The organism is Kitasatospora sp. NPDC048545 (assembly GCF_040651155.1).
GTDB lineage: Bacteria > Actinomycetota > Actinomycetes > Streptomycetales > Streptomycetaceae > Kitasatospora.
Genome location: NZ_JBEZIQ010000075.1, coordinates 1 through 14,321, shown reverse-complemented (window position 1 = coordinate 14,321; position 14,321 = coordinate 1). Strand labels below are relative to the sequence as shown.

Below are 14,321 nucleotides of genomic sequence, written 5' to 3'. Positions count from 1 at the left end.
TGCACCTCTCCTCGTCGGACTCGGACGGCGACGCACGATACCGGAGGCAGGGAAACGCCCGGGGCGGCGCGGGGCGGGCGGGCGGCGGGTGACCGGTCGCGCGGTCGGTGGGTGGCCGGTCGCGCGGGCGGGCGGTCAGCGGGTGAGGCGGGCTTCGAGGGCGCGGAGGTCCGCAGCGAGGGAGGTGCGGACCGGGCGGGACAGCAGTGCGGTGAGGCGGTGGACGCCGGTGGAGTCGCCACGCACGCGGATGCGGGCGAAGGTGCCGCCCTGGGTGGGCTCGAAGGTGTAGGTGACGTGCATGGGCGTCGGCCCGGCCGAGGAGACCATGTCGAGCACCACCGGCGGGTGGTGGCCCGCGACCCGCAGGACGTAGTCGAAGCGCCGACCGAGGAAGTACGCGGTGCGGGTGACCTCGGCGCCCACGCCGAAGCCGCCTCCGTCGGCTTCGCGGGTGAGGGCGGCGTGGCGGATGCCCCGGGTCCACTCGTGGTCGTGGCGCCAGTCCATGGCGTAGGCGGCGACCGTGGCGGGCGGGAGGGGGATCAGGCGTTCCACCGTGACGTCGAGGCGCATGATCACACTCTCCCGCCGGGAGGCCGGGTCCGCCTTCCGGCGTGGCCGGTCAGCGGCCGCGGGAGTCAGGAGCCGTGGGGCCGGTGGCCGTGGGGCCGGTGGCCGTGGGGCCGGTGGCCGTGGGGCCGGTGGCCGTGGGGTCAGTGGCCGTGGGGCCGGTGGCGCGGGGCCGGTGGCGCGGGGCCGGTGACCGCAAAGGCCAGTGGCCGCAGGGGTCGGCGGTGTCCCCGTGGGGGTCGGCGGGCCGGCCCGCGCAGGCGGCCGCCGGCCCTGCCGGCCCTGCCGGGTCGGCGAGGGCGGGCGCGGCGGGGTAGGCGAGGGCCAGGGCGAGGACGGCGGCGAGGGCGGCGTCCGCCGGCAGGGAACGGACCTGGGGGTGAGCAGTCCTGCCGGGACTGTGCGCACACAAACGGTGCGGCATTCCCGGGCGGCCGCCCGTCCACTCGCCCGGGCGAGCGCGCAGCACCGGCACGCGCCGCCCCCGCGGCCTCCGCCCCGCGGTCGCCGTCCCCGCGGTCGCCGTCCCCGCGGCCCGGAGCACTACAGCCCCAGGATCCGCAGCGCCGCCTCCCGCATCTCGACCTTGCGGATCTTCCCGGTGACCGTCATCGGGAACTCCTCCACCACGTGCACATAGCGAGGGATCTTGACGTGTGCGAGCCGGCCGGTGCAGTACTCCCGGACGGCCTCGGCGGTGAGCGGCTCGGCGCCCTCACGCATCCGGACCCACGCCATCAGCTCCTCGCCGTACTTCGGGTCGGGAACGCCGATGACCTGGACGTCGAGGACGTCCGGGTGGGTGTACAGGAACTCCTCGATCTCGCGCGGGTAGAGGTTCTCGCCGCCGCGGATGACCATGTCCTTGATCCGCCCGGTGATGGCGACGTAGCCGTCCCCGTCCATCACCGCGAGGTCCCCGGTGTGCATCCAGCCGGCGGCGTCGACGGCCTCGGCGGTGCGCTCGGGCTCGTTCCAGTAGCCGAGCATGACGGAGTAGCCGCGGGTGCACAGCTCCCCGGGCTCGCCGCGCGGGACGGTGCGGCCGGTGGCCGGGTCGACGACCTTGACCTCCAGGTGCGGGCCGACCCGGCCGACGGTGGAGACCCGACGCTCGACCGGGTCGTCGACCCGGGTCTGGGTGGAGACCGGCGACGTCTCGGTCATGCCGTAGCAGATGGAGACCTCGGCCATGCCCATCCGTTCGATGACCGCCTTCATCACCTCGCTCGGGCAGGGCGAGCCGGCCATGATGCCGGTGCGCAGGCTGCCCAGGTCGTACTGCTCGAAGTCGGGGTCGGCGAGTTCGGCGATGAACATGGTCGGCACGCCGTACAGCGAGGTGCAGCGCTCGGCGGCGACGGCGGCCAGCGTGGCACCGGGCTCGAACGAGGGGGCCGGGATGACCGTGCAGGCACCGTGGGAGGTGGCGGCCAGGTTCCCCATCACCATGCCGAAGCAGTGGTAGAAGGGCACCGGGACGCAGATCCGGTCCTGCTCGGTGTAGTCGAGCAGCTCGCCGACGAAGTACCCGTTGTTGAGGATGTTGCGGTGGGACAGGGTCGCACCCTTGGGGAACCCGGTGGTCCCCGAGGTGTACTGGATGTTGATCGGGTCATCCGGGGTCAACTCGCCCTGGCGTTCGGCGAATTCGGCGAGCAGTGCCGGCGTGGCCCGTCGGCCGGCGGCGAGCACGGCGTCCCAGGCCGGACCTCCGGTCAGCAGCACGCGCTCCAGCTCCGGGCAGCGGGGCCGCCCGTCCTCGATCATCGCGGCGTAGTCGGAGGTCTTGAACCGCTCGGCGGCGACCAGCAGCCGGATGCCCGCCTGGTTCAGCACGTACTCCAACTCGTGCGCGCGGTAGGCGGGGTTGACGGTGACCAGGACCGCGCCGAGCTTGGCGGTGGCGTACTGGGTGAGCGTCCACTCGGCGCAGTTGGGCGCCCAGATGCCGACCCGGTCGCCCTTGGCGATGCCGAGTTCCAGCAGGCCGAGGGCCAGGGCGTCGACGTCGGCGGCCAGTTCGGCGTACGTCCAGCGGCGGGCGGTGGGGCGGTCCACCAGGGCGTCGCGGTCGGGGAAGGCGCGCACGGCGCGGTCGAGGTTCTCCCCGATGGTGTCGCCGAGCAGCGGGACGTCCGAGGTGCCGGAGGCGTGGCTGCGCTGGGCGGGCGTGGTCGGCACGTGCGGGCTCCAGGGTCCGGCGGGGCGGGTCGGGTCGGGGACCATGGTCCCGGTCGCGGGGCCGCCCCGCCACCCCCGAACGGGGGTGCCGGGCGGTCCTGGGCCGGACACGACACCGGGGCCGCCCGTCGGGTTCGACGGACGGCCCCGGGCCCGGAGCGCGGTCAGGCGTTGATGCAGGTGTTGCCGAAGGTCGGGTTCAGGATCGAGATGAAGCCGATCGAGTTGCCGCAGAAGTTGTTCTCGACGTTGATCGGGATCTGGATCTGGTTGCCGGACAGGACGCCCGGCGAGCCGAAGGCGACACCGTTGGCGGTGGCATCGCCGGCGGCGGCGGTCCCGGCTCCGGCGAGGACGCACACCGCGGCGACGGCCGTGGCGGCGAGGTAGGTGCGAATACGCATTCTTGCGTCACTCCTTGTGAGGGTGGCGAACATCCTTGTGACGGTCACACTCGCACCGATGGAACGCGACGGCAGTCCGGGAACGTCCGAATTGGTCAGTCGGAGGGCGTGTCGCCCTCCCGCTCCACCGCGGCGGGACCGGCGGATCCGGCCACGCTCAGCGATTCCAGCAGCTCACGCGCCGGGTCCAGGTCGGGCTCGGCCGCCAGCGCGGCACGCAGCAGGACCACCGCGGCGGCCGGGTCACCCGCGCGCAGGGCGTCCAGCGCCCGGTTGTAGTCGATCCGACCGGCGTAACGCAGCCGGAACAGCGCGGACAGGTCCTCCCGGCAGGAGGGGCAGCACAGGCTCTGCCGGTCCGCCGTGACCCTGCACAGCGGGCAGGACACGTCGAGGTCGGCCACGGCACTGCTCATCGCGGCCCCGCCTCCTCCGGGCGCACCGGGCCGAGCGACTCGGCGGCCGGCTCGCTGCCCAGTTCCCGCTGCGCCTGCGCGTACAGGGCCAGCAGGTTCGACATGTGCGTGTTGACCTCCTCCATGTTGGGCGCCTCCACCGCGGCGTCCAGCCCCCGCAGCTCCGCCATGATCAGCTGGCCGAGGGCGGGCGAGACCATGTTCTGGGTCACGTAGACGTTGCACATGGTGAGCATCCGCATGGTGTGGCCGAGCGCGTCGCACAGCTCGTCCGCCCGCTGCGCCGCGCGCATCGCGCCCTCCCAGTCCGCCGCCTCGCGGCGCAGCCGCAGCTCCGCGGAGACCGACCGGAGCCGGTCCAGGTCGCTCGGGTCGAGGTGCTTCTCGCAGTAGTGGATGAACAGGCTCAGGTACGCCTCCGAGCCGCGCACCCAGCGCTGGGCCTTGAGCTGGCGCTGGGCCCGCTCCAGCGCCTCGTCCACCGAGCGGCCTCGGGTCTGGCCGGCCGCCAGGTCGTCCAGGGTGTCCATCAGCTGCTGGGCCTCGCGCATCTCGGCCTCGGTCAGCTCGCCGCCCCAGCGGTCGGTGAAGGTCTCGATCTGCCGCTGCTGCTCCTCGACCTGGACCTTCAGCTCCGGGTCCAGGGTGACCCGCTCCAGCTTGACGGTCTTCTCCGCGCCGCCCTGGATCCGGACCGACAGGGTGATGGTGCGGTCCCGGTCGAGGCCGAAGGCGACCTCCACCGGGGTGCGGCCGCCGAGGCCCTCGGGCAGCCGCAGGGTGAGATGGCCGATCAGCTCGTTCTGCTGGGCGATCTCGTGCTCGCCCTCGTAGACCGCCACCTCCAGCCGCTGGCGGCCGCTGCCCGAGACCACGAACTCCCGGCTGACCGGCGAACTCGTCGGGTAGCTGGTGTTCTTGGGGATGATGACGGCGAGGCGGCCGTCGTTCAGCTCGATGCCGAGGTTCTTCGGGGTGATGTCGAACGGGTTGGTGACCTGCATCAACTCGCCGCAGCCCGGGCAGACCTCGCTGCCGGGCGGGTTGACCACACCGCAGGAGGCGCAGCGCAGGCCGACGTCCTCGGCGGCGGTGGAGATCACCTTGGTCAGCCCGGGGGCCGCCGAGTTGAGCAGCTCGCCGCACAGTTCGCAGGCGGTGACGCCGGGGGCGGCCGGGGTGCCGCAGCGCGAGCAGTTGTCGCTGCGCACCACGGTGGTGGCCTGCGTCTGCTTCGGGACGGCCACCCCTCCGGTGCCCGGGCCGTTCATGTCCTGACCGCACTTGGGGCAGTCGGCGGCCTCGGAGTCGACCGGGACGTGGCAGGTCGGGCAGGGGACCCGGGGCGCACCGAGCAGGGAGGTCGCGCAGTTGGCGCAGTTGGAGGCGGAGAGGTCGCCGGGGGCCCGGCACTCCGGGCACTCCACCTCGCCGACCAGCGCGGACTGCACGGCCGCACCGAGCGCCACGCACTGCATCGGGTTGACGCCCCGCCGGATCCGGCGGGGACCGAACACCTCGCCGAGCCGCCGGGCGACCAACGGGATCGCGGTCGAACCGCCGACCAGCACCACCTCGTCGATGTCCCCGACGGTCAGGTTGGCCTGCATGATGGCCTTGTGCGTCAGCTCGATCGTGCGCTCGATCCGGGCCTCGATCAGCTCCTCGAAGCGGGCCCGCTCGAACTCCGCCTCCAGCACCAGCTGTCCGGCGCCGAGGCCGGGCAGGATGACCTCGGACGCCTCCTGGTTGGAGAGTTCGATCTTGATGGTCTCGGCGGTCGAGGCGATCTTGGGGCGGTCGCGCAGGTCGGGCTGGTAGTCCGAGCCGTACTCCTCGCGGATGTCCTCCAGCAGCGCGGTGGTGATCGCGCGGTCGAAGTCGTCGCCGCCGAGCAGGTTGTCGCCCTCGATGCCGAGCACCGAGACCGAGCCGGGCACCAACAGCAGGATGGAGATGTCGAAGGTGCCGCCGCCGAGGTCGTAGACGAGCACGGTCTTGCCCTCGTCGCCCGCCTCGGAGGTGATCCCGTACGCCAGCGCGGCGGCCGTCGGCTCGTTGATGATCCGCAGCACGTGCAGGCCGGCCATCCGGCCCGCCTCCTGGGTGGCCGCGACCTGCCGCTCACCGAAGTACGCCGGGACGGTGATGACGGCCCGCGGGAAGGGCTCGCCGAAGCGCTGCTCGGCGTCCTCCTTGAGCCGGTGCAGGATGATCGCGGAGATCTCGATCGGCGTGTACGAGCGGCCGTTGAACCAGACGTTGACGTCCCCGTCGGTGCCCGCGGTGACCTTGTAGTCGACCTCCTTGAGGGCCGCCTGGACCTGCGGGTCCTTGAACTTGCGGCCCATGAAGCGCTTCACCGAGCGGATCACGTTGGCGCCGTCGATGGCGATCCGGCCGCGCGCGGTGGAGCCCACCAGCAGTTCGCCCTTGCGGCCGCTGCCGACCACGGAGGGCGTGGCCTCCTGGTTCTGCCGGTTGAAGATGATCTCCGGCTCGCCCCGGCGCAGGTGGGCGACCACGGAGTTGGTGGTGCCCAGGTCGATGCCGAGTGTGCGGTACATGTCGTTCCCCTCTTGCCCCTCGTGGTCCTGGCTACTTCTTGCGCTTGGCCCGCTTGGCCCCGGCCGTGGCCTTGCGGCGGGCCCGGGGCGGGACCGCCCTGGGCTGGGCGCGGGCGGCAGGCACGGCGGCGGCCCCGGTCGCCACGGTCACGGCGGCCTCGGTCACGGCGGCCTCGGTCACGGCTGCCTCGGTCACGGCCCCGGGCTCCTGCGGGTGCTCTGGGTCCTGCGGGTTCGCCGCCCGCCCCGGGTGTTCCGGCTGCTCCGGCTGCGGGCCCTGGAGCACGTCCTCGACCTCGGCCGAGGTCAGCACCGGGTCGGCCGCCGCGTCCGCCTGCTGCTCGGGCACCGGCTCGGCCACTGGCTCGGGCTCGGGCTCGGGCACCGGCTCCGGCTCGGGTGCGGCAACCACCACCTGGGCCCGCCGCAGCACCTCGTCCCCCCAGAAGAATCCCGTCACCACCGTGCGCACCACCGTCTCCGGCGCCACCCCCGACCGGGCCTCCACCCCGACGATCTCGGCCAGGTCCGGGTCCGCCGTCAGGCCCTCCAGCCGCATCGGGCGGACCTTGGCCTTGGCCAGCCGGCCCAGCAACCGCCGCCGGGTCGCCTCGATGCCCTCGCCGCGCCCGAGCGCCACCAGCTCCCGGTCGAGGCCGAGGGCGGCCAGCGCGTCGTCCACCTCGACCAGGATGCCGAGCAGTTCGCGCTGCTCGGCCCGGGCGGCCTGCTGCTGCTCCGTCAGCTTGTTCCCCAGCAGGGATGCCCGGAACAGCAGTTGACCGAACTTCCGCTCCAGGTCGACGTCCTCGACGCCCGGCGGGATCTCCAGCCTCCGGGGGCCGTCGAACGGGTCTGCGGTCGGTGTGTCGGTCACTCGGGTACCTCGATCTGCGGCAGTACGGACAGGTCGGCCGCGTAGCGGGCGGGGACGGCCGGTTCGGGATCGGCGCCGCCCGGGGCGGGCTCGGCGAAGTCGGCGGCCAGCTCGGCGCGGTGCAGCACCAGCAGGGCGGGGACGGGCGGCAGCGGCGGGCGCTCGATCACCAGCAGCGGTTCGGCGAGCGCGGGCGCGAGCAGCTCCGCGGCCTGGTCGACGGGCTCCGGCGGGAGGGGCTGCTGGAGGTCCGACTCCAGTCGCCGGTCCGGGTTCCGCAGCAGTGCGGCGGCCTCCTGGATCTGCTGACGGGTGTGGCGGCCCGCCCGCATCGCCGGTCCGACGGCGAGGTTGATCTCGCGTACACCGGCCGTGAGCGGGATGCCCAGGACCTCGTACGGCGACGGTTCAGGCAGTGGCATGGCGGGCTGTCTCTCTCCTCACGACTCACGACTCACGACTCACGACTCACGACTCACGGCTCGGGGCCCGGAATTCACGGCTCGGGGCTCGGGACTCGGGACGGCTGCGACGGCGGACGGGCTGGCGGGCTGACTTACCGGGCTGACGAGCGGGACGGGCCGGCCGGCGGGCGGGGGCGGTTGCGTACGGTCTAGGACGACCGCAACTGCCGTGCGGTTGCCGTCAGTAGAGCGCGTTGATCCGCCGCTGCGTGGCACGCAGGTCCGCGTCCTCCGGGCTGTGCTCGACGGCCTTCCGGGCCAGCTCGCGGGCCTCCCGCAGCTGTCGGGCGTTGGCCCGCTGGACGGCGTACGAGCCGTAGACGATGCCGAGTTCGCGGTGCAGTTTGCCGACGTCCTCCGGGGTGCGGGACAGGCCGAGCGCCTCCTCCAGCAGTCGGATCGCCTCGACGTAGCGGCGGGCCTCGTAGTGGCCGATGGCCTCGCCGCGCCAGACGCTGACCATCAGCTGCCGGATGTCGGCCGAGTCGTCGTAGGACTTGGCCTTCTGCAGCATCGCGGCCTGGGCGGTGAACGGCTTGTCCTGCATGTCGTCGAGGACGTGGTTGGCGAGCATCACCCCGACCCGTCGCGGGGCCTCGTGCTCGGCGTCGCCGTCCCACTCCGGGTCCGCGTCCAGGGCCTCCGCCATCCGCCGGACGGCGCGGACGCGGTCGTCGGCGAAGGCGGCGGAGCGGGCGAGGTGGCGCAGGACGAAGGCGAGTCCGAGCCGGTGGTCCGGGTCGGGGTTGAGGGCGATCAGCGCCCGCCAGGCCTCGGCGGCCTCCTCCAGCTCGGCCACGGAGGCGTCGGTGCGGCTGAGCTGGCCGGCCCGGTTGCCGAGGGCGGCCTCCAGGAAGTGCCGGGCGGTCGGGTCGCCGGGGGCGAGCTCCATGCTCTTCTGCAGCAGGTCCAGGGCGCGGGTGTAGTCCTTGTCCTCGTTGTTGATCTTGCGGGCCCACTGGGCGTACGTGGCGCCGAGGTCGCCGCGCACCTCGGGGTCGTCGGGGGCCAGCGCGTACGCCTTCTCCAGCAGTTCGGCCGCGCCGGCCTGGTCGTCGACGGTGCTCTTGAGCAGCGCGCGGGCGGCTCGGACGCCGGACTCGGCGGCGATCGTGGCGGCGTCGGCCGGCAGTGCGGCGCCGGGGACGGCACGGGCGCGGGTGAGGCAGTCCAGGGCCTCGCGCCAGTCCTGGTTGCGGTGGTGCGCACGGGCCTGGCTGACCAGGGACACGCCGAGAAGTTCCTGCCAGTCCTTGCCGCGCTCGCCCTCGGCCACCCCGTCCAGGGCGGCGACGGCAGCGGCCTGACGGCCCTGCAACTGCAGGTAGTGCTGCGGGCCGAGCGCGCCGAACAGGCTGAGGGCCCGGGCGATCGGCGGTGCGTCCGGCCCGGCGGCGGCGCGCCGCCGGTCCCCGACGGCCCGTTCGAAGGCCTCGGCCCAGGCTGCGGGTCCGGGCTGGGCGCGGAGCAGCCGGTCGAGCGTGGGGCCGACCGTCAGCCGGCGGGCGGGGCGGCCGGGCAGGGATATCCGGACGTCCTCCTGGGCGAAGGCGTCGGCGCTGTGGGCCTCCATGCCGAGGAGCAGCGTCCAGGCGGTGACCTCGTCGCCGCTGCGGCCGACGGCGCGGTCGAGGACGCGCAGGTCGTCCCGGAGGCGGTCGATGAGCCCGGTGCGGGCGGCGGCCAGCCGCTGCGGTTCGGCGGTGCGGCCGGTGATCCGGGCCGACTCGGCCCACAGGTCGGGTTGGTGCAGGGCCGCGACCAGGCAGCCGAGCGTCCAGGCCCAGACCTCCTCCTCGGCCGTACCGGAGCCGGACGTACCCGAGCCGGCGGCACCCGAGTCGGCGGCACCGGAGCCGGCCTCACCGGGGGCCGGGGCGGCGGCCGCCGCGAGCCGGTACCCGGCCAGGCCGAGGGCGTGCAGCAGCCGGGGGTGCGCCGGGTCCTTCAGCAGCAGCTCGCGGTAGGCCTCCCAGGCCTCGCGGTGGCGGCCCTCGGCCGCGTACTGGTGCGCCTCGTGCTCGGCGAGCACGACGAGCGTGCCCGCTGCCTGCGGGTGTTCGGGGGCGAGGGTGAGGGCCTGGCGCAGGTCACCGGCGGCGCGGCCGGGCTGCCCGGCGGCGAGGGCGGCACCGGCGCGGCGGACCAGGACGGCGGCGCGGACGGCGGTGGCGTCGGCCGGCAGGTCGGCCAGCGCCTCGTCGTGGCGGCCGAGTTCGGCGCGCAGCAGGGCGAGGTCGAGCCGCACCGGTGCGGCCGCGGCGCTGTCGCCGAGCGCCGCGGCCCAGGCGGCCAGGACGGGTTCGGCCTGCTCGGGTGCGCCGACGCGGCGGGCGCAGTCCAGGACGGCGCGCAGCGCGGGGCCGGCGCAGCGGACGCATCGGGGCGCGCCGGTGCCCTCGGGCGCGTGCAGGTGGTCGGCGCAGGTCTCGCGGCCGCAGCCGCCGCAGGCGCCGGTGGCGGCCGAGGTCCGGTCGCAGACCGCGCAGTCGCCGGCGTGGCCGGCCGCGGAGGACCGGTCGGCCCGGGTGGCCGCGGTCAGGAAGTGCCGGTACCAGTCCAGCGCGGCGGCCCAGTTGCCGGCCCGTTCGGCGAGCAGGGCGCGCAGTCGGGCGACCGCCGGGTCGCCGGCCGGGTCGGGCGGGCCGAGCAGGGCGATCGTCTGGGCCGGGCGGCCGGCCAGCAGGGCGACGGCGGCGAGGTGGTAGCGGTCGCGCAGGCCGCCGCCTGCGTCCAGCAGGGTGGCGGCCGTCTCCGGCGCGCCCTCGGCGAGGGCGAGGGCGGCGCGCAGCCGGGCCTGCCGGTGGGTGAGGGCGCCGGGCAGGGTGTCGGCGAGGGCGAGCGCGGCGGTGACGCGTTGCCGTGCCTCGGGGCGGTCGCGGCCGGTGACCAGCAGGTGGGCGGCCTCGCGCAGGGCGGCCTCGCGCAGCGCCGCGCGGTAGCCGGGGGCGGCCGGGTGCTCGGCGGTGGCCCGCTGCCAGAGCTCGCGGGCGGCGACCGGGTCGGCGGCCAGGCGGGTGCGGGCGAGCCGGTCGCGGGCCAGGGCCCGGCGCTCGCTCAGTTCGTCGTCGTCGAGGGGCTCCCAGCGTGCGAGGGCGCCGGCCGGGTCGTCGGTGCGGGCGAGGGCGAGGCCGTGGTGGAAGGCGGCGATCCGGGTCCAGCGGGAGCCCGGGTCGGTGTCGGACTCGGCGCGCAGCAGCGGCTCGGCCTCGGTGGTCCGTCCGGCGGCGAGCAGGGCGGCGCCGAGCCGGACCCGGGCGGGACGCCAGTCGGGTGCCTGGTCGAGGCCCGCGCGGTAGTCGGCGACGGCCTCGGCGGGGCGCTGGGCCCGTTCGTGGACCAGGGCGAGGCCGAACCGGGCCGGGGCGTGGGCGGGTTGGAGGGTCAGGGCGGCGGCGAACTGTTCCCGGGCCTGGTCGTCGGCGCCGAGCAGCAGGGCGAGCCGGCCGAGGGCGTAGCGGGGCCGGGGGTCGGTCGGGCCCTCGACGGCGGCGGAGGCGAGGTCGGTCCAGGCGGCCTCGGTGCTGCCGAGCCGCTGCCGGGCCAGGCCGCGGAAGAGCAGGCTGTCGGTGCGCAGCGCCGGGCCCCGGCCCCAGGGGGAGGGTTCGCCGGGCTCGCGCCGCAGGGCCTCGTCGAAGGCGGCGACGGCGGGTTCGTCCCGGTGCAGGGTGTACAGCTGGGCGCCCCAGCGGAACCAGAGTTCGCCGCTGCCGCCGGGGGCCGCGGCGGCGAGCAGCGCCTCGGCCTCGTCGGCCCGGTCGGTGTCGCGGAGCAGGGCGGCGCGGGCGAGCACCGGCCAGTCGCGGCCGGGCAGGGCGGCGAGGGTGCGGGCGGTGGTGTCCTCGCGCTGGCCGGGGTCGCCCTCGCGGCAGCGGCGTTGCAGCCAGGCGACGGTCCGGGCGGCGGTCTCGGCCTCCTCGCCGGGTTCGGCGCCGGCGGCCCGCAGCAGGGCGAGCAGCGGTCCGAGGTCGCCGTCCGGGGCCTGCATCCGGTCCTCGGCGAGGCGGCGCAGGGCCCACCGGGGCAGTTGGGCGGCCGGGTCGGCGAGCAGCGGGAAGGCCTCGCGGTAGAGGGCGAGGGCGGCCTGCCGGTCGCCGGTGGGGAGGGTGGCCTCGGCCTGGCCGATCAGTGCGAGGCCGCGCTGCGGGCCGAGTTCGGCGGGCCCGGTGGCGAGGTTCCCGGCCAGTCTGGCGTAGCGGCGGCGGGCCTGGGCGGCCTTGCCGGCGGCGAGCCGTTCGGCGGCCGCGGCCAGGGCCTTCGCCACCGTGTCGGCGTCCAGGGCCCGTCGGCGGCGGGCCAGTACGGCGACGACCGCACCGGTCAGTGCCACCACGATCAGCAGCACCGCTAGCAGCGCCATGCACCGTCCCCCTGTGTCAGGATGTCGCCCGCCCATGATCAACGAGGTTCGGGCGGTCGTGAGTTGACGTCGTGTCGTGATGTTGCTCGGGCGCCATCAGAATAGGCCCTCGATCGGACAGACGAACAGGAAAGAGCACTATCCTGGGCAACGCATCAACAGGGCGTGAACAAGCGCGTCAACAGCGGTCATAAGCGTCGAGCGGTTCAGAAGCGTCGGGGGTCGTGTGTCCGAGTCGCGTTGGGTGCCCGGCCTCCGGTTCGGGCCGGAGTTCGACCCCGAGCAGTACGAACTCCTGGAATTCCACCACCGGGGCGGCGAAGCCGAGGTGTGGCGGGCCGTGCGGACCGGCCACAACGGCCGCAAGGAACTGGTCGCCGCGAAGATCATGCTGGAGCGCGACCCGTCCGAGGTCCGGCGCTGGCTGGGGCGCTGGGACGACGTCTCGCACAACGCCCACCGACTGGGCGTCACCGACCTGGTGGTGCCCAGCTTCCTGCTCGGCCCCTCCCCGCACCGGCCCGGCGCGGTGCCCTCCGGCGGGCTGCTCGGCTACCAGATCTCGCCGTGGGTCGAGGGCGTGCCGCTGCACACCTGGGCCCGCGCCCAGCGCGGCGGTCCGGCGGCGGTGGCCGAGGTGCTGTCCCGGCTCTGCCGGATCGTCGACGAACTGCACCGCAAGCGCTGGGTGCACCGCGACATCTCCCCCGCCAACGTCCTGGTGGACGGCCAGGGCCAGGTCAAGCTGATCGACCTGACCTTCCTCGCCCCACTCGACCACACCCTGACCGTCGCGGTGTTCACCCCCGGGCACGTCCCGCCGGAGGCCGAGCAGGTCGGCGGCTTCCCGACCACCGCCAAGGACCTGTTCGCGGTCGGCACCCTCGCCCGCACCCTGCTGCTGCCCGACCACGGCCGGCTCGACCACCGGCTCGCCGCCGAACAGGCCCGCGCCGAACTGCTCGCGGCCGGCTACGCCGACGAGCTGGCGCGCTGGGCGTGCGAACCACTGGCACGCGACCCGGAACGCCGCCCCGCACCGCTCGGCCCGTGGGTCGCCCGCGGCCGCGAACTGCTGCGCTCCCACCGGCCGGTGGCCCGCACCGCGGGCCTGGCCGTGCTGCCCGACCGGGCCGGGCGCCCACTGGTGGTCACCGGCGGCTCCGAGGGCACCGCACTGACCGGCCCCGGCCAACCCGGACAGCGCCTTCCGGCCGGCCAGGGCCCCGGAGCCGTACGGGAGTTGACGGCCGGCTGGGCCGGGCGCCAGGGCGAGCTGGTGGTCTGCGCCGAGGACCGCGGCAACACCCTCTGGATCGGCACCTCGGCCGGCTGGTGGGAGGCGGCGCGCGGGGTCAACGGGCTCGCGGGGGCGGTCGGTCCGGGCGGGGAGATGACGGCGTGGACGGCCGTCGGCGGCGCGCTGCGCTCCTACCGCTGGGCACCCGGCCTCACCCTCACCGGCCAGGAGCTGCCCGGCTGCCCCGCCGACCGGGTGCTCGCGGCCATCGAGGAACGGCCCGGCTGCTGGCTGGTCCTGGTCGAGCACCGCGGCCGGATCCTGAGCTGGCGGCCCGGATCCGCCGAACCGCCCGCCCCGCTCGGCCCCGACGGCGCCCTGCGCGCCGGGGCGCTGGCCCGCGCCTCCGCCGGACCGCAGGCAGCCACCCTGCGGCCGGACGGCTCCGTCCAGCTGCACGCCCTCGGCTCCACCGGGCCCGGCACCGAGATCGGCGACGGCGAACCCACCCTCGACATCGCCATGGTGGGCCACCGCGGCGGCCCCACCGTCGCCCTGGCCGGCGCCGGCGGCGTCCGGCTGCGACTGCCCGCCGGCGGCGCCTCCCGCCGCCCGCGCTGGTGGCGCCCGACCCTGCGCCCGGCCACCCGGGTCGCGCTGGCGATGGGCGACGACTGGCGGCTCTGCCTGGCCGCGGTGGTCGAGGGCGAGCTTCAGGTCTGGCAGGAGGACGCGGCGTACCGCTGGCAGGCGGTGGAGCTGCCGGAGGGGCCCTGAGGCCGTGAGCCGGCCGGCCCGGGGACGCGGCCCGGCCCGGCCGGCGTCGACTGCGGGAGCCCTGCGACGGCCGGCCCCGCGGGAGCGCGGCGGCCGTCGGCCCGTGACGAGACACCGAGGCCCCGGGACCCCGAGCGGGGTTCCGGGGCCTCGGCCCGGCGGTGGAGAGTGGTCAGGTGCCCCCGCGGTTCAGCGGACGCGAGGTGGTGGAAGGGCTCCGGTGGACGCCGGCCGACGGACGCGGGCGGTGGAGCCGGGTCAGCGGAAGCGCCGCAGCCGCAGGCTGTTACCGACCACGAAGACCGAGGAGAAGGCCATGGCGGCGCCGGCGATCATCGGGTTGAGGAGTCCGGCGGCGGCCAGGGGCAGGGCGGCGATGTTGTAGCCGAAGGCCCAGAAGAGGTTGCTCCTGATGGTGGCGAGGGTGCGGCGGGAGAGTCGGATGGCGTCGGCGGCGGC

10 protein-coding genes are annotated in these 14,321 nt (G+C 75.4%); 1 reads left to right on the top strand and 9 read right to left on the bottom strand.

The genetic code is table 11. The features are described from left to right. Positions 1-135: 135 nt before the first annotated feature. The 8 genes from AB0D10_RS41090 to AB0D10_RS41055 form a co-directional block, all read right to left on the bottom strand. Positions 136-576: an SRPBCC family protein gene (locus AB0D10_RS41090; RefSeq protein WP_360266504.1), complete on the bottom strand. Its 441-nt coding sequence runs from the start codon at positions 574-576 to the stop codon at positions 136-138. A gap of 540 nt (positions 577-1,116) precedes the next feature. After that, positions 1,117-2,802, bottom strand: coding sequence for an AMP-binding protein (locus AB0D10_RS41085; protein ID WP_360266501.1), 1,686 nt, complete (start codon positions 2,800-2,802; stop codon positions 1,117-1,119). A 119-nt stretch (positions 2,803-2,921) separates the two neighbouring features. Further along, a complete protein-coding gene (locus AB0D10_RS41080; protein WP_360266498.1) occupies positions 2,922-3,161 on the bottom strand; it encodes a chaplin in 240 nt (79 codons plus the stop codon). A gap of 95 nt (positions 3,162-3,256) precedes the next feature. Next, a complete protein-coding gene (locus tag AB0D10_RS41075; RefSeq protein ID WP_360266495.1) occupies positions 3,257-3,577 on the bottom strand; it encodes a hypothetical protein in 321 nt (106 codons plus the stop codon). Beyond that, positions 3,574-6,144 (bottom strand): Hsp70 family protein, encoded by a 2,571-nt coding sequence (locus tag AB0D10_RS41070; protein WP_360266492.1) that lies wholly within the window; start codon positions 6,142-6,144, stop codon positions 3,574-3,576. Before AB0D10_RS41070 ends, AB0D10_RS41075 begins: the two co-directional genes overlap by 4 nt. Positions 6,145-6,175: 31 nt before the next feature. After that, positions 6,176-7,021, bottom strand: coding sequence for a nucleotide exchange factor GrpE (gene grpE / locus AB0D10_RS41065; RefSeq protein WP_360266490.1), 846 nt, complete (start codon positions 7,019-7,021; stop codon positions 6,176-6,178). After that, positions 7,018-7,443 (bottom strand): hypothetical protein, encoded by a 426-nt coding sequence (locus AB0D10_RS41060; RefSeq protein ID WP_360266488.1) that lies wholly within the window; start codon positions 7,441-7,443, stop codon positions 7,018-7,020. The genes grpE and AB0D10_RS41060 overlap by 4 nt, the downstream gene beginning before the upstream one ends. Positions 7,444-7,666: 223 nt before the next feature. Then, a complete protein-coding gene (locus AB0D10_RS41055; protein WP_360266486.1) occupies positions 7,667-11,845 on the bottom strand; it encodes a hypothetical protein in 4,179 nt (1,392 codons plus the stop codon). Between the two features lie 226 nt (positions 11,846-12,071). On the opposite strand from AB0D10_RS41055, the gene AB0D10_RS41050 reads away from it, so the two are divergent. Beyond that, positions 12,072-13,862: a hypothetical protein gene (locus AB0D10_RS41050; protein ID WP_360266484.1), complete on the top strand. Its 1,791-nt coding sequence runs from the start codon at positions 12,072-12,074 to the stop codon at positions 13,860-13,862. A 258-nt stretch (positions 13,863-14,120) separates the two neighbouring features. Here AB0D10_RS41050 and AB0D10_RS41045 read toward each other — a convergent pair. Then, the coding region (locus AB0D10_RS41045) for a hypothetical protein (protein WP_360266481.1) at positions 14,121-14,321 on the bottom strand (201 nt) is incomplete at its 5' end.

Bases quoted from the DNA above. Each gene is read 5' to 3' on its own strand.
- AB0D10_RS41090 (WP_360266504.1), bottom strand. From the start codon at position 576: ATGCGCCTCGACGTCACGGTGGAACGCCTGATCCCCCTCCCGCCCGCC.
- AB0D10_RS41085 (WP_360266501.1), bottom strand. From the start codon at position 2,802: ATGGTCCCCGACCCGACCCGCCCCGCCGGACCCTGGAGCCCGCACGTG.
- AB0D10_RS41080 (WP_360266498.1), bottom strand. From the start codon at position 3,161: ATGCGTATTCGCACCTACCTCGCCGCCACGGCCGTCGCCGCGGTGTGC.
- AB0D10_RS41075 (WP_360266495.1), bottom strand. From the start codon at position 3,577: ATGAGCAGTGCCGTGGCCGACCTCGACGTGTCCTGCCCGCTGTGCAGG.
- AB0D10_RS41070 (WP_360266492.1), bottom strand. From the start codon at position 6,144: ATGTACCGCACACTCGGCATCGACCTGGGCACCACCAACTCCGTGGTC.
- AB0D10_RS41060 (WP_360266488.1), bottom strand. From the start codon at position 7,443: ATGCCACTGCCTGAACCGTCGCCGTACGAGGTCCTGGGCATCCCGCTC.
- AB0D10_RS41055 (WP_360266486.1), bottom strand. From the start codon at position 11,845: ATGGCGCTGCTAGCGGTGCTGCTGATCGTGGTGGCACTGACCGGTGCG.